General features: G+C 71.1%; 14 protein-coding genes and 1 pseudogene. 4 read left to right on the top strand and 11 right to left on the bottom strand.

The features are described 5' to 3' along the window. Positions 1-6 precede the first annotated feature (6 nt). From F3T56_RS04075 to F3T56_RS04045, 7 genes and pseudogenes are all read right to left on the bottom strand, one after another. Entirely contained in the window at positions 7-1,062 is a 1,056-nt protein-coding gene (locus F3T56_RS04075) for a phosphotransferase family protein (RefSeq protein ID WP_149823287.1), read from the bottom strand. Between the two features lie 150 nt (positions 1,063-1,212). Further along, entirely contained in the window at positions 1,213-2,121 is a 909-nt protein-coding gene (locus F3T56_RS04070) for an MBL fold metallo-hydrolase (RefSeq protein WP_149823286.1), read from the bottom strand. A gap of 128 nt (positions 2,122-2,249) precedes the next feature. Further along, positions 2,250-2,546, bottom strand: a complete 297-nt coding sequence (locus F3T56_RS04065) for a hypothetical protein (RefSeq protein ID WP_149823285.1) — start codon at positions 2,544-2,546, stop codon at positions 2,250-2,252. Between the two features lie 172 nt (positions 2,547-2,718). Next, positions 2,719-3,042: a DUF202 domain-containing protein gene (locus tag F3T56_RS04060; protein ID WP_149823284.1), complete on the bottom strand. Its 324-nt coding sequence runs from the start codon at positions 3,040-3,042 to the stop codon at positions 2,719-2,721. Beyond that, positions 3,039-3,431: a YidH family protein gene (locus F3T56_RS04055; RefSeq protein ID WP_149823283.1), complete on the bottom strand. Its 393-nt coding sequence runs from the start codon at positions 3,429-3,431 to the stop codon at positions 3,039-3,041. The genes F3T56_RS04060 and F3T56_RS04055 overlap by 4 nt, the downstream gene beginning before the upstream one ends. A 23-nt stretch (positions 3,432-3,454) precedes the next feature. Further along, on the bottom strand, positions 3,455-3,958 hold the full coding sequence (locus tag F3T56_RS04050; RefSeq protein ID WP_149823282.1) for an NUDIX hydrolase: 504 nt from the start codon (positions 3,956-3,958) through the stop codon (positions 3,455-3,457). Between the two features lie 32 nt (positions 3,959-3,990). Continuing rightward, positions 3,991-4,772: pseudogene (locus F3T56_RS04045) on the bottom strand (DMT family transporter). 246 nt (positions 4,773-5,018) lie between these two features. Between F3T56_RS04045 and F3T56_RS04040 the strand changes: the two are divergent. The 3 genes from F3T56_RS04040 (at position 5,019) to F3T56_RS04030 (ending at position 8,161) form a co-directional block, all read left to right on the top strand. Further along, positions 5,019-6,674, top strand: a complete 1,656-nt coding sequence (locus F3T56_RS04040) for an FAD-binding dehydrogenase (protein WP_149823281.1) — start codon at positions 5,019-5,021, stop codon at positions 6,672-6,674. A gap of 106 nt (positions 6,675-6,780) precedes the next feature. After that, the gene (locus tag F3T56_RS04035) at positions 6,781-7,554 is read left to right on the top strand and encodes a molybdopterin-dependent oxidoreductase (RefSeq protein WP_149823280.1); all 774 of its coding nucleotides are present in this window, start codon (positions 6,781-6,783) and stop codon (positions 7,552-7,554) included. After that, positions 7,538-8,161 (top strand): cytochrome b/b6 domain-containing protein, encoded by a 624-nt coding sequence (locus F3T56_RS04030; protein ID WP_149823279.1) that lies wholly within the window; start codon positions 7,538-7,540, stop codon positions 8,159-8,161. The genes F3T56_RS04035 and F3T56_RS04030 overlap by 17 nt, the downstream gene beginning before the upstream one ends. 99 nt (positions 8,162-8,260) lie before the next feature. Here F3T56_RS04030 and F3T56_RS04025 read toward each other — a convergent pair whose 3' ends face one another. Both F3T56_RS04025 and F3T56_RS04020 read right to left on the bottom strand, forming a co-directional pair. Beyond that, complete coding sequence (locus F3T56_RS04025) at positions 8,261-9,658, bottom strand: GntP family permease (RefSeq protein ID WP_149823278.1); 1,398 nt, start codon at positions 9,656-9,658, stop codon at positions 8,261-8,263. Positions 9,659-9,735: 77 nt separating this feature from the next. Continuing rightward, positions 9,736-10,251: a gluconokinase gene (locus tag F3T56_RS04020; RefSeq protein WP_149823277.1), complete on the bottom strand. Its 516-nt coding sequence runs from the start codon at positions 10,249-10,251 to the stop codon at positions 9,736-9,738. A 140-nt stretch (positions 10,252-10,391) separates the two neighbouring features. On the opposite strand from F3T56_RS04020, the gene F3T56_RS04015 reads away from it, so the two are divergent. Then, positions 10,392-11,117 (top strand): FadR/GntR family transcriptional regulator, encoded by a 726-nt coding sequence (locus F3T56_RS04015; RefSeq protein WP_149823276.1) that lies wholly within the window; start codon positions 10,392-10,394, stop codon positions 11,115-11,117. A gap of 491 nt (positions 11,118-11,608) precedes the next feature. Here F3T56_RS04015 and F3T56_RS04005 read toward each other — a convergent pair whose 3' ends face one another. Continuing rightward, positions 11,609-13,009, bottom strand: a complete 1,401-nt coding sequence (locus F3T56_RS04005; RefSeq protein WP_149823274.1) for a M1 family metallopeptidase — start codon at positions 13,007-13,009, stop codon at positions 11,609-11,611. Between the two features lie 68 nt (positions 13,010-13,077). Beyond that, the gene (locus tag F3T56_RS04000) at positions 13,078-16,953 is read right to left on the bottom strand and encodes a Pls/PosA family non-ribosomal peptide synthetase (RefSeq protein WP_149823273.1); all 3,876 of its coding nucleotides are present in this window, start codon (positions 16,951-16,953) and stop codon (positions 13,078-13,080) included. Between the last annotated feature and the right edge of the window lie 280 nt (positions 16,954-17,233).

The following is a 17,233-nucleotide window of genomic DNA, read 5'->3' as shown; positions in this document are numbered from 1 at the left end:
GGTGGATCAGCCCTCCTGGGAGCCGGAGCCGGAGCCGGTACGAAGAGTCGTCAGGCCGTGTTCGATGAAGACGGGGACCAGGTCGCCGATGCGGTCGAAGCCGCGGCCGACCGTCTGGCCGAGCGTGTACCGGTAGTGGATGCCCTCCAGGATCACGGCGAGCTTGAACCACGCGAACGCCGTGTACCACGCGACGGCGGACACATCGCGGCCCGAGCGCGCCGCATACCGCTCGACGATCTCGCCCGGATCCGGGTGCCCGGCGGCCGCCGCGGTCGTGGAGACGGGGGAGTCGGGCATGGCGAGCGGCACGCTGTACATCACCAGCAGGCCCAGGTCGGTGAGCGGATCGCCGAGCGTGGACATCTCCCAGTCGAGGATGGCCCTGATCCGGTCGTCGTCACCCAGCAGCACGTTGTCGAGCCGGTAGTCGCCGTGCACCACGGCCGGGGCGGGGGAGTGCGGCAGTTGGCGCCCGAGGGCCGCGTGCAGCTCGTCGATCCCGGCCAGCTCGCGGTTGCGGGACGCGTCCAACTGCTTGCCCCAGCGCCGCAGCTGCCGGTCGAGGAACCCCTCCGGGCGCCCGAAGTCGGCGAGGCCCACCTCGGCCGGGTCCACCGCGTGCAGCTCGACGAGCGTGTCGACCAGGCCCAGCACGGCGGCCCGGGTGCGCTCCGGGCCGAGCGGGGCGAGCTGCTCGGCGGTGCGGTACGGGGTGCCCTCCACGAAGTCCATGACGTAGAAGGGCGCGCCCAGCACGGCCTCGTTCTCGGGGTTCTCGCACAGCAGCACGGGACGCGGCACCGGTACGTTCGTGGGGTGCAGCGCGCTGATCACCCGGTGCTCGCGCTTCATGTCGTGCGCGGTCGCCAGCACATGGCCCAGCGGCGGCCGCCGTACGACCCACTTGGCGACGCCGTCCGTTACCTCGTACGTCAGGTTCGACCGTCCGCCCTCGATCAGCCGGCCGGTGAGCGGACCGGCCACCAGCCCGGGCCGCTCGGCGTCGAGCAGGGCACGGAGCCGGTCGGGATCGAGACCGGGCGGATGGTCTGGGCGCATCATCGCTCCTACGTGCGGGAGAGTGGGACCGGACTCATGATGCCGACCGGTCGGTATGCCGTCCAGTGTGCGGCTTGAAAATGATCGGTGTCGCGAGGGGATCCGGCCGTGCGGGCCGGACCCCGATGCCACCACGGATCGCTCGGGGCGTCACGCGTGGCAGGTCATCATCTCCCCGCCGTTGATGGCCGCCATGTCCATGAACCCGGCGAACGGGTCGACGCCCTCACCTTCCGGTTCCCCGTCCAGCTCGGCGTACGCCCGGCGCAGGTTCGCCACCAGCCGCTCGCTCTCGCGCAGTTCGGCGAACTCCCCGAGGTCGGTCTGCCGGGCCGCCTCCAACGGGGTCAGCCCGGCCGCGTGCGACTTCTCGGCGGCGTCGGCCACGAACCGTATGTACCGTTCGGCCCGGTCGAACGCCGAGGGATCGGTGACCGGCCCGTGCCCCGGTACGACGGTCTCGGCGCCCAGCTCCCGCAGCATTTGCAGGGCCCGTAGCGAACCGCTCAGCGAACCCATCAGGAAGAACGGCGTCCCACCCTCGAAGACGAGGTCTCCGGTGAACACGATCCGGCGGTGCGGCACCCAGACGAAGGAGTCGCCCACGGTGTGCGAGATGCCCGGGTGGATCACCTCGACGTCGATGTCGTTGACGTGCAGGGTCGTACGGTCCGTGAACGTCATGTCCGCGCCCATGATGGGGACGTCCCCGAAGTCGGTCTGCGGCCACAGCAGATGCAGATGCTGCCCACTGGCCAGGGCCTCGCGGCGGCATGCGGCGTGGGAGACGATCGTGGCCGGCATGAAGTACTTGTTGCCGTACGTGTGATCCCCGTGGTGGTGGGTGTTGACCAGCAGCATCGGCGCCGGAACCGTCGTGTCCTCAAGGGCCCGGTACAGCGCACGCGCGCGCCGCTCGGTCGCCGCGGTGTCCACGAGCAAAGTGCTCACACCGTCGCTCACCCATCCGGCGTTGTTCAGACACCATCCGCCGTCCGGCTGCACATACGCGTACACATCGCTCGCCAGCTCGACGGTGTACGGCTTTCCCGCGGTCATAGTGACCCCCTTCACCCCCCGGATCGTCGCCAACTGCTGGTCAGAGCCTGTCAGTAGGCGACGATCGGAAGGAATCCGGGGTGTACGGAAACGACGTGGGTGGTTGTGCTACTGCCCGGCGTCTGCTGTCAGTGGTCGTCCCAATGGCCGTCGTGTGCGGCGTGCCGGTGCCCGTCGTGCACATAGTCCACGTGGTCCCCGTGCGTGACCGCCTCGTGGCCGCACCCCGAGCCGTGCTCGTGCGCGTGCCCCTCGTGCGCGGCGTGCCCGCTCGGCTCGCACTCGTCCCAGTGCCCGGAGTGCTCGCGATGCAGATGCCCGTCGTGCGCGTAGTCGGTGTGGTCGCCGTGCGGTACGGCGGTGTGTCCGCAGGCCGGGCCGTGGGTGTGGTCGTGAACGGGGTGTTCCTGATGAAGTGTGGTCATGGTGCTCACCTTCGGTGGTACGGGGTAACACTTCGGTAGTGCGCGCAACGCACCCAAGGCTAGTCACAGAAGCGCAACTTTTTCCTTTTCGAAACCCCATGCGCGTTCCAAGGGCGCCCCAGATTTCGGTCAGACGTTTTCGGCCAGGCGTTCCGGTCTTCCGCCTTCCGGTTCAGAACACCAGCACCGCGCCGCACACCGCGAGGGCGACCGTGCACAGGACGGCCGCGGCGGCGGCCCGGGGCGAGAGGACGGCCGGGCGGGCCGCCGCGAGGGTGCCGATACGCCGGTGGGCGAGGCCCAGGAGACCCAGCCACAGCGCCGCGCACAGGCCGGCGGCCGCGAGCCCGGCCGCGGACGGCCCGCCGTGCAGTGCCGATTTCCCGGCGAGTACGGCGACCACGGCGCCCGTCAGCGTCGTACGCCGCCACGCGAGCCGGGTGCGCTCGGGCTGCAGACCGGGGTCGCGCTCGACGTCCGGGCGCCGAGGAGTCATCCTTCCCACCCGAGCAGCACGACCACCACCATGGCGATGGCCACGACGGCGACCACGACGCCCAGCAGCGCCGGGAAGCGCGACACCGGCAGATCCTCGCCGCGCCGCATCGCCCGCTCGCAGCGCACCCAGTGGTTCACCGCGCGGAACGCGCACAGCACCCCGGCGGCCAGCAGGGCGAGGGCCAGCCCCACGCGCCAGCCCCACCGCAGGTCCGGCAGGAACTGGTCCACCGCGAAGCCTCCGCCGACGAGGGCGAGCGAGGTGCGCAGCCAGGCCAGGAAAGTCCGCTCATTCGCCAACGAGAACCGATAGTCAGGCGTCCCGCCCTCCTCCCGAATCTCCCCCGGCACAAACCAGAGCCGGACGTTCCGCGCAAATTCCCTCACCCCCAGGACATTACCTTCGCCGGTCACCGAGCCCGCAGCCGCTCCCAAGCAGCCACCCCATCCGGCACCCACTCCCACTCACCCAACCGCCCCTCCACCTCCTCCTCGGACAGAAACCCGTACCAGGCGACCTCCTCCACCTGCGGATCCACCGCCACCTCGCACCGCACCTCATACACGGCCGACCACCACGACCGCCCACCCCCGTCGTCGTACAGAAACTTGAACAGCGGAACAGGCCGAGGCAGCCCGGAAACCCCCAACTCCTCCTCCGCCTCACGAAGCGCCGCACCGTCGTAGCTCTCGCCCGCCCCCACCACCCCACCCACGAACATGTCGTACAGCGACGGAAACACCAGCTTCGTGGCCGTCCGCCGATGGACGAAGATCCGCCCCTCCCCATCCCGGACCAGCACGAACACGGCCCGATGCCGCATCCCGCGGGCATACACCTCCCCACGCGGTGCCTGCCCGATGACCTGGTCGTTCTCGTCCACGATGTCGAGGATCTCGTCGGCGGCGCTCATGCCCCCAATCCAAGCAGGGCCGGGCCAGGAACTCAGCGCGGCCGCAGTTCGCCGTCCCGAGTCGGCCGGGAGACGGCCCCGCACGGCATAGCCGGATGCATCCCGAGCAGCACAACCCCGACGACGATCCCCGCAGGGGCGCTCGCCTCCCAGGCGAGCGCCCCCGCGTCCGCACGCAGCCGATCCCCGAGGAACCCAACCCGCACACGATCCCCGCCAGCGGCTGCGCCGCGGTGAGCCCGGGCAGTGACATCCGCAGCGGCGCCGTCTCGAAGGCGCTCTGCACGAGCAGCAGCCCGGTCACCCCGAGCAGCAGCACCCCGTACGGCTGCCACACGGTGAACAGCCCGCCCCAGCCGTCCTCGGCGAACAGCTGCCCGCTGACCCTGGTGAGCGCGTCCTGGACGCCGTACAGCAGCCCAGCCGCGACCGCCGGCAGCACCGGCCCGGCACCGAGCCGGGACCGTTTCGCGTACGCCGTGAGGAGCAGCGCGAGGCCCACCATGACGCCGATGATCAGCCACTGCCGGAACGGGGCGGAGGCCATGTCCCCGCCCTCCGGCTGCCCGGCCACGATGAACGCCGTCACCCCGCCCGCGAGCAGGACGAGCCCCGCCCAGCCCTGCCGGCCCAGCGGCTGCCGGGCCTGCCGACGGGAGAGGGCGAGCGCGAAGACGAGGTTGGTGGCCAGCAGCGGCTCCACGAGGCTGATCTCGCCCTGGCCGAGCGCGATCGCCCCCAGCGCCATGCCGCACACCATCAGCCCGATCCCGCCGAGCCAGCGCGGCACCCGGATCAGGACGAGAACCGACACGCTGGGTACCTCGGGCGATCAATAGGGGGCATAAGGGGCAAGGTGTCTGTCCAGGGGACTCTAACGACCCGGCCGGAACCTGTCCGTAAGAGCAGACACATCGGAGCGGTTGACTAGGTCACTTCCGTACCGAAGGATCTGATGCCACAAAGCTGCTGACCGGCCAGTAACAAAGCGCTGGGCAGGCGCCCTTGTCTGCCATGGCCCGCCCCGCTTGCCTGACCCGTTCCCGAGAGGACGTCCTCCATGTCGTACGACGCAGATGTGATCGTGATCGGGGCGGGCCTCGCCGGGCTCGCGGCGACCGCGGAGCTCGTCGACAAGGGTCGCAAGGTGATCCTCCTCGACCAGGAGCCGGAGCAGTCGATCGGCGGCCAGGCGCACTGGTCCTTCGGCGGTCTCTTCTTCGTCGACTCGCCCGAGCAGCGCCGCCTGCGCATCAAGGACAGCCACGCCCTCGCCCTCCAGGACTGGATGGGCACGGCCGCCTTCGACCGCGAGGAGGACCACTGGCCGCGCAAGTGGGCCGAGGCATACGTCGACTTCGCGGCCGGTGAGAAGCGCGCCTGGCTGTACAAGCAGGGCGTCCGGTTCTTCCCGGTGGTCGGCTGGGCCGAGCGCGGCGGCTACGACGCAGGCGGGCACGGCAACTCCGTCCCCCGCTTCCACATCACCTGGGGCACCGGCCCGGGGCTCGTCGCGCCCTTCGAGCGGCGGGTACGGGAGGGCGTGGCCCGGGGGCTGGTCCAGCTGAGGTTCCGGCACCGGGTGACCGGGCTCTCGCGCAGCGCGGGCGCCGTCGACACCGTCACCGGCGAGATCCTGGAACCCTCGACGATCGAGCGCGGCCAGGCCAGCAGCCGGGGCGTCACCGGCGCCTTCGAGTTCAAGGCCCAGGCCGTGATCGTCACCTCCGGCGGCATCGGCGGCAACCACGACCTCGTCCGCGCCAACTGGCCCGAGCGCCTCGGCAACCCCCCGGAGAAGATGATCTCCGGCGTCCCCGCCCACGTCGACGGCAAGATGCTCGCCATCGCAGAGGAGGCCGGCGCCCACCTCATCAACCGCGACCGCATGTGGCACTACACCGAGGGCATCCAGAACTGGAACCCCATCTGGGAGAACCACGGCATCCGCGTCCTGCCCGGACCGTCGTCCCTGTGGCTCGACGCACGCGGCAAGCGACTGCCGGTCCCGCTGTTCCCCGGCTTCGACACCCTCGGCACGCTCGAGCACATCATGAAGACCGGGTACGACTACACGTGGTTCGTGCTCGACCAGAAGATCATCGGCAAGGAGTTCGCCCTCTCCGGCTCCGAGCAGAACCCCGACCTGACCGGCAAGTCCATCAAGGACGTCTTCATCCGGGCCCGCGCGGACGTCCCCGGGCCGGTGAAGGCCTTCATGGACCACGGCGTCGACTTCGTGGTCGAGAAGGACCTCGGCTCTCTCGTCCGCGGCATGAACGCGCTCACCAAGGAACCGCTGATCGACGAGGCCGAGTTGCGCCGCGAGATCGTCTCCCGGGACCGCGAGGTCGCCAACCCCTTCACCAAGGACCTCCAGGTCATGGCGATCCGGGGCGCCCGCAACTACCTCGGCGACAAGCTGATCCGCACCGCCACCCCGCACCGCATCCTCGACCCCAAGGCCGGCCCCCTCATCGCCGTCCGCCTCAACATCCTCACCCGCAAGACCCTCGGCGGCCTGGAGACCGACCTCTCCTCCCGCGTCCTCACCGAGGGCGGCGACCCGCTGGAGGGCGTGTACGCGGCGGGCGAGGCGGCCGGCTTCGGCGGCGGCGGCGTCCACGGGTACCGCTCCCTGGAGGGCACGTTCCTCGGCGGCTGCCTGTTCTCGGGCCGTACGGCGGGCCGGGCGGCGGCGAAGGCGACGGGGTGATCCCCACGCGGAAGCAGCGGAAGTAACGGCATGCGGAAGTGACGGAATTCTGACGAACTTCCGCCTCCGCTGGCCCGACCGGGGCGGCGGATGTTCGAATCAATGGGTGAACCCTGAACATCCCGAAGCGCGGGAAGCACCGGCGGAGCACCCCGAAGACGAAGCCAGGGAGCCGGAGCGCGGCGCGCCCATCGGCCGCCGCGTCCTCCTAGGCACCCTCGGCCTCGGCGCCCTGGGCGTGGTAGCCGCGCCCGTTCTCCAGCGCGGCATGGAGTCGTTCCTCGGCGAGGTGGGCCAGAAGGACCCCACGGGCCTGACCGGTCTGCTCCCGAACGGCGGCGGCTTCCGCTACTACTCAGTGGTCTCGTCCGTGCCCCGCAAGACTGCGAAGAACTACCGTCTCACCGTCGACGGCCTGGTCGACAAGCCGACGTCGTACACCCTCGCCGATCTGCGGGCCCTGCCCCAGACCCGGATGGTGAAGGACGTCCAGTGCGTCACGGGCTGGCGGGTGCCGGACACCCCGTTCGAGGGCGTACGGCTCTCCGAACTGCTGGACGCGGCCGGGGTGCGCTCCTCGGCCGGCGCGGTCCGCTTCACCTGCTTCGACGGGGCGTACAGCGAGAGCCTCACGCTCGAACAGGCGCGCCGCGCGGACGTCCTGGTCGCCCTGCGCATGCAGGACAAGGACATCAGCCACAACCACGGCGGCCCGGTACGCCTCTACGTCGCCCCCATGTACTTCTACAAGTCGGCCAAATGGCTCTCCGGCATCGAGGTCACGGAGAAGGTCGAGCCGGGTTACTGGGAGAAGCGGGGCTACGACATCGACGCGTGGGTCGGCCGATCGAACGGGCGGGACGATGAACCAACGACTTGAAGCGGCCCCTGTTCAGGTGGACACCGGTGTCCGGCGTTTCACCGCCGCCGAACGGTGGATCCACCGCACGACGGCCGCTCTGATGGGCATCTGCGTGGTGACGGCGGCCTGCCTCTACGTCCCCGCCCTCGCCGAACTCGTCGGCCGCCGGGCCCTGGTGGTGACGCTCCACAAGTGGACGGGCCTGCTCCTTCCGCTCCCGGTCCTCGCGGGCCTGGCCTCCCGCGCGTTCCGCGCCGACGTCGGCCGCCTGAACCGCTGGGGCCCCCACGACCGCCTCTGGCTCCGCGCCGCCCGCCGCCGCGCTCCCGGCCCCCGCCCCGCCGCCAAGTTCAACGCCGGCCAGAAGCTCTACGCCGCCTGGATCGCCGGCGCCACCCTCGTCATGCTCGCCACGGGCCTGATGATGTGGTTCACCCACCTCACCCCCCTGATGTGGCGCACCAGCGCGACATTCGTCCACGACTGGCTCGCGCTGACGATCGGCATAGTCCTGGCGGGTCACATCGGCATGGCGCTGGGCGACCCGGAGGCCAGACGGGGCCTGCGAACGGGATCAGTGAGCCGAGAGTGGGTGGAACGGGAGCATCCACTGTGGCGGCCGTAGAGGGCCCCGGATGAAGTCCGCCGCCGCGGCGCTCAGCCACGACGGCGGACTCCGGCGGTGCCGAACCCTCGGCAACCACCCCTCAGCGAACGGCAGTTGCTAGATCACCAGCGACAACAGCAACACAATCGCCCCCGCCACCACCGAGATGATCGTCTCCATCACCGACCAGCTCTTGATGGTCTGCCCGACGCTCATCCCGAAGTACTCCTTGACCATCCAGAACCCGGCGTCGTTGACGTGGCTGAAGAACAGCGACCCGGCACCGATGGCCAGCACCAACAGAGCCGCGTGGGTCGTCGACATGTCCGCGGCCAGTGGTGCCACGAGCCCCGCCGCCGAGATCGTCGCGACGGTCGCCGACCCCGTGGCCAGCCGGATCGCCACCGCGATGAGCCAGGCCAGTACGAGCGCGGGTATGGACCAGTCCTCGGAGATGTCCAGGATCATCTGCCCGACCCCGGAGTCGATCAGCGTCTGCTTGAACCCGCCACCGGCACCGACGATCAGCAGGATCCCGGCGATCGGCGCGAGGGACGTCTCGACCGTCGACGCCAGCCGCCCCTTGGCGAACCCGGCCGCCCGCCCCAGCGTGAACATGCCCACGATCACCGCCGCGAGCAGCGCGATCAGCGGCGACCCGGCGACGTCGAAGACCCGCTGGACCATGTTCTCCGGGTCGTCCACGACGATGTCCACCAGCGCCTTGGCCAGCATCAGCACGACCGGCAGCAGCACGGTCGCGATGGTCGCGCCGAACCCGGGCCGCTTCTCCAGTTCTTCCGAAGCCCGTACGGGAATCATGCGCTCGGGCACCGGCACGTCCACCCACCGGGCCGCGTACTTGGAGAACAGCGGCCCGGCGATGACCACGGTCGGTATCGCGACGACCAGCCCCAGCGCCAGCGTCACCCCCAGGTTCGCCTTGACCGCGTCGATGGCGACCAGCGGACCGGGGTGCGGCGGGATCAGCCCGTGCATGACGGACAGACCGGCGAGGGCGGGCACGCCGATCCGCATCAGCGAGTAGCCGCCGCGCTTGGCGACCATCAGCACCACCGGGATGAGCAGGACGATCCCGACCTCGAAGAACAGCGGCAGCCCGATCACGGAGGCGATCAGCACCATCGCCCACGGCATCGCCCGCCCGCCGGCCTTCGCGAGGATCGTGTCGACGATCTGGTCGGCGCCCCCGGAGTCCGCGAGCAGCTTGCCGAGAATCGCGCCCAGCGCGATGAGCACGCCCACCCCGGCCACGGTCGAGCCGAGCCCGGTGGTGAAGCTCGCGATCGCCTTGTCCAGCGGCGCCCCGGCGATCGCGCCGAGCGCGAGCGTGCCGATGGTCAGCGCCAGAAACGCGTGCACCTTGAACCTGGTGATGAGGACGACGATGACGGCGATGCCCGCCAGTACGGCGATGCCGAGGTGAGCGTGGCCCGCCGAGGTGATCGGCTCGACGGGGTCCGCTGCCAGCATCTCGACGTTGAGTCTGGTCACGGTGAATGAGTCCTTGTGTGAAGGGGAGTTGGGACGAGGCAAGGAGCCGAGGAACAAGGCGCCGATGGACAAGGCGCCTACGACGCCGGATCGAGCTCCCGCAGCGCGGCGACCGCCCGCTCGGTGATTTCCTCGGGGCCGCCCGAGACATCGACGGAGACACCGGCCTCGTCCGCTTCCAGCGGCTGCAGCGTGGCGAACTGCGAGTCGAGCAGCGCCGTCGGCATGAAGTGCCCCCGCCGGTGCGACAGTCGGTCCTCGATGAGCTCGCGGTCACCGGTGAGGTGCACGAAGACGAGCCCGGGCGCGGCGGCCCGCAACCGGTCCCGGTAGCCGCGTTTGAGAGCCGAGCAGCTGACCACCCCGCCGAGTCCGGCCCGGCCGTGGGCCCACCGGCCGATGGCGTCCAGCCACGGCCACCGGTCCGCGTCCTCGAGCGGAATCCCGGCCGACATCTTCGCGATGTTGGCCTCGGGGTGGAAGTCGTCGCCCTCGGCGTACGGAACGCCGAGCCCGGCCGCGAGCAGGGGACCGATCGTGGTCTTCCCGGTTCCTGCCACGCCCATCACCACGACGACGGGAGCGGTTCCCATCACTACCTCGTCCTCGTCGACATCTGAGACGTCACCCGACGTCGACGACACTGAAGCTCATTAGATACGACGATTTCAAGCCCTCGACACAAATAAGTCTGACTTTTTCGCCGCGTCCCTGGCCTCGTACCCTGATCTCCATGACCACACCGGGCCGGGGGCTGCACGGCCGAGTACTGGAAACCCTCGGCCCGGCGATCACGGCGGGCGAGTACCCGCCGGGAAGCGTGCTGCGCACGGACGAACTCGCCCAGACCTTCGAGGTGTCGCGCTCGGTGATGCGCGAGGCGGTCCGCGTCCTGGAGTCGATGCACCTGGTGGAGTCCCGCCGCCGGGTGGGCGTGATCGTCCGCCCGTCCGCCGAGTGGAACGTCTACGACCCCCAGGTCATCCGCTGGCGCCTGGCCGGCGCCGACCGCCCCCGCCAACTGCGCTCGCTCACCGTGCTCCGCTCGGCCGTCGAACCGGTCGCCGCGGGCCTCGCCGCCCGCAACGCCACAGCCGAGCAGTGCGCCGCGATCACCCAGCGCGCGCTCGGCATGGTCGCCAACTCACGCGGCCACCAACTGGAGGGCTACCTCCTCCACGACGTCGCCTTCCACCGCCTGATCCTCAACGCCTCCGGCAACGAGATGTTCGCCCGCCTCGGCGATGTCGTCGAGGAAGTCCTGGCAGGCCGCACCCACCACGAGGTCATGTTCCACGACCCCGACCCGGCCGCCGTCACCCTCCACGTCGACCTCGCCGAAGCCATCCGCGAGGGCGACGCGGACCGAGCCGAACAACTCACCCGCGAGATCACCGTCGGCGCCCTCCAGGAACTGGACGTCCTGGCCCCCAACGGCCGCCCCCCGAACCCGGGATGACCCGGACCCCGGTCTGGTTGAGGATTTCCAGACCGGTCCACTGCGGCCCCGGATCGAAGTCAACGTTTCCGGGGCCGGCCGGGTCCGCAGATGCCAGGTCCGCAGCAGATACCGTTCCTGACGACTGGCCAGGGGTGAGCCCGTTCAGCCGCACGCCCCGAACCGTCTTGGGCGCACTGGTCCCCGGCGTACTCAGCCCCGAGGTGGCGACACGCATCCCGTGCGTGGTCCGGGCCCGGGAGGCCAGTTCCCTGTGCGACCTGGCCTGTGGGTATGGCCAGAGGCGACGGGGAGGCCCCGGACCATCTCTCTGGTGGAGCGGGGGCCCCGCACGCTGGCGCCGAACCCGGCGTCCCAGATCGCACGATCACGTTAACCCAGTCGCCCCAAGGCACGGCAAGCCCGCAAGCGGACCGTCACACGATCGAGCGAACTCGACCTCACGCCTTGGAGCTGCGGCGCGACGACATGGCGCCATTCTGCCCGGAGGCCTACGCCGACCCCGCGTTCGTCGGCGGATACGACGGCCGCGCCGGCACCGCGGTCCCCTTGGACACCGGCGGCGACGGCAACGACGGCAGCGGCGGCAGGGCCGTGTCGTGCAGCCACGCCCTGAACAGGTCGTCCAGCGAGCCGTCCGCGTACCGCGCGGCGTGCGCGGTGAAGGCCGCCGTCGTGACGGCACCACCCCGGTGTACGTTCGCCCAGCCCCGCAGCATACGGAAGAAGGCGTCGTCGCCGAGCGCGCAGCGCACCGCGTGCACGGTCAACCCGCCGCGCTCGTAGAGCCGGTCGTCGAACATCAGCTTCCGGCCCGGGTCGGCCAGCCGCAGGTCCTGCGGGAGCGCGGACAGCTTCTGGTGCGCGGCGGCGGCCAGTTGCTGCGCGCTTCGGCCGCCGGAACGCTCCGACCACAGCCACTCCGCGTACTTGGCGAAACCTTCATTCAGCCAGATGTGCCGCCAGTCGGCGATGGACACACTGTTGCCGAACCACTGGTGGGCCAGCTCGTGCGCGACCAGCCGCTCCGAACCCCGCGCCCCGTCCACGTGGTTGGCGCCGAACAGCGACAACCCCTGTGCCTCGACGGGGACATCGAGCTCCTCCTCGGTCACCACCACCGCGTACTCACCGAACGGATACGGCCCGAAGAGTTCCTCGAACAGCTCCATCATGGCGGGCTGCCGCGCGAAGTCCCTTGAGAACTCAGTGAGTAGGTGGGCCGGGATGTGCCCGTGCTGCGGTACGCCACCCGGACCCGGGTCGCCCAGCAGCACCGTCTGGTACTTGCCGATCGACAGGCCGACCAGATAGCTCGACGTCGGCGCCGACTGCTCGTACACCCATGTCGTCGTGGACGCCTTCGCCGTACGGGTCAGCAGCCGCCCCCCCGCCACCACCTGGTACGCGGACGGCGTCGTGACCGAGATCTGGTACGACGCCTTGTCGGCCGGCCGGTCGTTGCACGGGTACCACGATGGCGCCCCGATCGGCTGGCTCGCCACCAGCGCCCCGTCGGTCAGCTCCTCCCAACCGAGCCCGCCCCAGGGGCTGTTCACCGGCTTCGGGTTGCCCGACCAGTGCACCTCGACGGTGAACGCGGCCCCGGCCCGGATCGGCTTGGCGGGGCGGACGCGCAGCCTGCCGCCCCGGTGCGTGTAGTGCGGAGCCCGGCCGTCGACCCGGACCCGCCCGATCTTGAAGTCGGCGAGGTTCAGTTGGAACTCGGAGAGCGCGGCACGGCCCGCGATCGCGTTCAGCCGCGCCGTGCCGGACAGCCGGTTCGGGCCCGGGCGGTAGTCCACGGCGACCTCGTAGCGGTGCACCCGGTAACGGGAATCACCGTTCACCGGGAAGTACGGGTCCGGACCCACTGACTGCTGAACCGCCACTGCCGCTTCTGCTCCCCGCTCCGCTCGTGTACGACCTCCATCGTCCCCCGACGCGGCGGAAGCCGCCGTCAGCGGCGCCATGCCTCGATCGGGTTGCCCAGCCACCGGGTGTCGTCGGGAACGGACTCCGCGGCCATGACCAGCGACGCCGGACCCAGCGTGGTGCGGGCCCCGACCACACTGCCGGGCAGGACGATTCCGCCCGGGCCCAGGGTGGCGCCCTCACGGAGTTCAACAGTATCCGTCCGCAAGATCCGGTCGTGGAAGAGGTGGGTCTGCAGCACGCACCCCCGGTTCACCGTGGCCCCGTCGCCGAGCGTGACCAGGTCGGTCTCGGGCAGCCAGTAGCTCTCCACCCACACACCCCGGCCGATCCGCGCCCCGAGCCCGCGCAGCCACAGGTTCAGCACCGGCGTCCCGGGCACCGACCCGGCCAGCCACGGCACGGCCAGCACCTCCACGAAGGTGTCCGCCAACTCGTTGCGCCACACGAAACCGCTCCACAGCGGATGCTCACCACTGCGATGCCGCCCCACGAGCAGCCACTTCGCCACGATCGAGAGCGCGGCTCCCACGGCCCCCGCAGCCAGCAGCACGACCCCGCCCAGCAGCCACGCCCAGCCGCCCAGCACACTCAGCGCCGCCACCGTCAGCAGCGCGAGCCCCGCCGAACAGAACACCGGAACGATCCGGAACAGCTCCACCAGCGCCCGCGCCCACAGCAGCCGCGCGGGCGGCTCGTACGTCAGGCTCTGGTCACCGTCGGCCGTCGACCTGGGCAGTTTCACCGGCGGCAGCCCCAGATACGAACTGCCCTTCTTCGCCTTCTTCGGCGTCGCCGACAGCACACCCACCAGCCCGCCGTCCGGCACGGAACGCCCCGGCGCGGTCATCCCGGAGTTCCCGAGGAACGCCCGCCGGCCGATCTCCGCCCGCCCGATCCGCATCCAGCCGCCACCCAGTTCGTACGGCGCCGTCAGCGTGTCATCGGCGAGGAACGCCCCGTCCCCGACCGTGGTCAGGCTCGGCAGCGCGAGAACGGTCGACACCTCGGCGCCCTTGCCGATCCGCATCCCGAGCAGCCGCAGCCACACCGGCGTGACCAGCCCGGCGTACAGCGGGAACAGCGTCTCCCGCGACCGGTCCATCAGCTGGGTGACCGTCCAGGCCTGCCACCCGACCCTGCTGTGCGTGGGATGCGTGCCCTCGCGCAGCCTGAGGCTCAGCAGCCGTACGGCGACGAGCAGCAGCAGCGCGTACGCCGCCCCGAACGCGAGCGTGGCCGGTACCAGCCCGAGCGCCGCGCCCCGCAGCGCCGCGCCGAGCCCGGCGTCCGGGTCCACGAACAGGCCGAGCACGGCCAGCGCGGCGACCAGGGCGAGCAGCGGCAGCGCGGTCAGCCCGACGCCGGTCACGCCGTACGCCACCCGCCAGAACAGGCCCCGCCGCGGCCGCTCCTTGGGCCAGTTCCGCTTCGCCTTGCCCAGCTTGACGGCCGGCGCCCCGGCCCAGCGCTGCCCGGTGGGGATCTGCCCGGCCACGGCGGAACCCGGGGCCACCTCGGCCCGCTTGCCCACGCGGGCCCCCGGCAGCAGCATGCTCCGCGTCCCGACCACCGCACCGGCGCCCACCTTCACGGCACCGATCTCCAGCCGGTCCCCGTCCAGCCAGTACCCGGAGAGGTCCACCTCGGACTCCACGGCCGCACCCCGCCCGAGCTTCAGCAGCCCGGTCACCGGCGGCAGCGCGTGCAGGTCCACATCCGCCCCGACCTTGGCGCCCAGGGCGCGGGCGTACCGCTCCAGCCAGACCCCGGTCAGCGAGGTCGCGCCACTGAACTCGGCCAGCCGCTCGGCCGCCCACAACCGCAGATGCACGCTCCCGCCACGGGCATACCGACCGGGCTCGACCCCGCGCAGCAGCAGCCGCGCCCCGCCCGCCGCGATCGCGAGCCGCCCCGGCGGGCTGAAGAACAGCACCGCCCCGGCGACGACCGCCCACCAGGGCGCGGTCGGCAGCCAGCCGTACGGCGTGAGCAGATTCCCGAGCGCGGCCAGCGGGACGACCCAGCGCAGCCCGAGCAGCGTGAACAGCGGGACGAGCAGCAGTGACTGGACGACACCGGCCCGTACCGGCACAGGGATCACCGCACGCCTGGCACCGTCCTCCTGGCCGGACTCCTCCAGATACCGGGCCAGCTTCCGCACCGTCGGCCGCTGGTAGATGTCCACCACGGCGACGCTCGGATACCGGCTCCGCAGCCTCGTCGTCAGCTGGGCGGCGGCCAGACTGCCGCCACCGATCGCGAAGAAGTCGTCCTCCGCGCCCCCGACCGGCACCCCGAGCACCTCGGCCCACTGCTCGGCGAGCCACGCCTCGGTCCCGTACAACTCCTCGGCCGGCCCGGCGGTCTCCAGATCCGCCAGCGGCCACGGCAGCGCGTTCCGGTCGACCTTCCCGGACGTCCGGGTCGGCAGCTCCGTCACCGGCGCCAGCAGCGGCACCAACGCGGCCGGCAGCTCGGCCCGCAGCTTCTCCACGGCCGTCGCCCGGTCCCACCCCTCCTGGGTGACGACATACCCGACGAGCAACTGATTGCCGCTCCGCGCGGTCCGTACGGCCGCCGCGGCACCCGCGACACCGGGCAGCGCCTGCAACGCGGCGTCGACCTCGCCCAGCTCGATCCGCCGCCCACCGAGCTTGATCTGCTCATCGGCCCGCCCGAGGAAGATCAAACCTTCGGGCTCGGCCTTGACGAGATCCCCGCTCCGATAGGCACGTTCCCACCCGAGCGACTCCAGCGGCGCGTACTTCTCCGCGTCCTTCTCGGCATCGAGATACCGCGCCAGCCCGACCCCGCCGATCACGAGCTGCCCGCTGCCACCCATCGGCACGGGCTCCCCGGCCTCGTCGACGACGGCCAGCTCCCACCCGCCCAGAGGCAGCCCGATCCGAATGGGCTCCGCACCGGACATCAGCGAGGCACACGCGACGACGGTCGCCTCGGTCGGCCCGTACGTGTTCCAGACCTCGCGGCCCTCGGTCACCAGCCGTTGCGCCAGCTCGGGCGGGCAGGCCTCACCGCCGAAGATCAGCAGCCGTACGTCATTGAGCGTCTCGGGCTCCCACAGCGCGGCCAGCGTCGGCACGGTGGAGACGACGGTGATCTCCTGCTCGACCAGCCAGGGCCCGAGGTCGGCGCCGCTCCTGACCTGCGCACGCGGCACCGGCACGAGACAGGCCCCGTACCGCCATGCCAGCCACATCTCCTCGCAGGACGCGTCGAAGGCCACCGACAGCCCGGCCATCACCCGGTCCCCGGGCCCGATCGGCTCCTCGGTGAGGAACAGCGCGGCCTCGGCGTCCACGAACGCGGCGGCGCTGCGATGGCTCACGGCGACGCCCTTGGGCTTGCCGGTGGACCCGGAGGTGAAGATGATCCACGCGTCGTGCTCGACCCCGGGCCGCGCGGCAGCGGGCTCGGACGTGCCGTTGACGGTGAGCCGGTGCCCGGCTCCGACGACCGCCCGTACGTCGGCCTCCCCGAACACCAGCTCGGCCCGCTCATCGGGGTCCTCGGCGTCCACGGGGACATACGCGGCCCCGGCGGCCAGCACCGCGAGGATCGCCACGTACAGCTCATTGGTGCCCGACGGCACCCGTACTCCGACCCGGTCCCCGAGCCCGACCCCGACGGCCCCGAACTTTCGCCGCAGCCACTCGACCTCGACGGCCAGTTCCCGGTAGGTGAGCCTGCGCTTCCCGTCGTCCAGTGCGGGCTCGTCCGGGTAAGTCCGCACGGACGCCTCGAAGACGTCGACGAGCGTCCGCGGCGACGCGGCGGGCCCCGCCGTGAAGCGGGCCGAGCCGTCGGACTCTTCCGTTCCCTCCGTCAGCTCACCGTCGAGCAGCGTGAGGTCGGGACTGTCGTATACGGCGGCCATCGGATCCTCGCCTCTCGAACCCGGACCATCCGGGGGCACCGACGGGCCACCAGGTCTGCCTGGGGATGTTCCGTTATGGCGCCGAACAAGCCCAATACTCTAGTGCTCGGGTGACCACGGCCTGTCGGGACGGCCAAGCGGGGGCAACCGCGCGACGACCCGCAAACACCGATGCACACATCCTGACCTGGGGTTTCTCCGGGACGGAGAGACGTCCCCCACATTTCGGCGCCGTTAACGCACGAAGGCCGCGACCTGATGGTCGCGGCCTTCGCCACTG

The organism is Streptomyces tailanensis, from assembly GCF_008386495.1.
Lineage (GTDB): Bacteria > Actinomycetota > Actinomycetes > Streptomycetales > Streptomycetaceae > Streptomyces > Streptomyces tailanensis.
This window is presented reverse-complemented; position numbering and strand designations above follow the sequence as displayed.

Bases quoted from the DNA above. Each gene is read 5' to 3' on its own strand.
- F3T56_RS04050 (WP_149823282.1), bottom strand. From the start codon at position 3,958: ATGAGCGCCGCCGACGAGATCCTCGACATCGTGGACGAGAACGACCAG.
- F3T56_RS04075 (WP_149823287.1), bottom strand. From the start codon at position 1,062: ATGCGCCCAGACCATCCGCCCGGTCTCGATCCCGACCGGCTCCGTGCC.
- F3T56_RS04020 (WP_149823277.1), bottom strand. From the start codon at position 10,251: ATGGGAACCGCTCCCGTCGTCGTGGTGATGGGCGTGGCAGGAACCGGG.
- F3T56_RS04065 (WP_149823285.1), bottom strand. From the start codon at position 2,546: ATGACCACACTTCATCAGGAACACCCCGTTCACGACCACACCCACGGC.
- F3T56_RS04040 (WP_149823281.1), top strand. From the start codon at position 5,019: ATGTCGTACGACGCAGATGTGATCGTGATCGGGGCGGGCCTCGCCGGG.
- F3T56_RS04015 (WP_149823276.1), top strand. From the start codon at position 10,392: ATGACCACACCGGGCCGGGGGCTGCACGGCCGAGTACTGGAAACCCTC.
- F3T56_RS04070 (WP_149823286.1), bottom strand. From the start codon at position 2,121: ATGACCGCGGGAAAGCCGTACACCGTCGAGCTGGCGAGCGATGTGTAC.
- F3T56_RS04030 (WP_149823279.1), top strand. From the start codon at position 7,538: ATGAACCAACGACTTGAAGCGGCCCCTGTTCAGGTGGACACCGGTGTC.
- F3T56_RS04000 (WP_149823273.1), bottom strand. From the start codon at position 16,953: ATGGCCGCCGTATACGACAGTCCCGACCTCACGCTGCTCGACGGTGAG.
- F3T56_RS04060 (WP_149823284.1), bottom strand. From the start codon at position 3,042: ATGACTCCTCGGCGCCCGGACGTCGAGCGCGACCCCGGTCTGCAGCCC.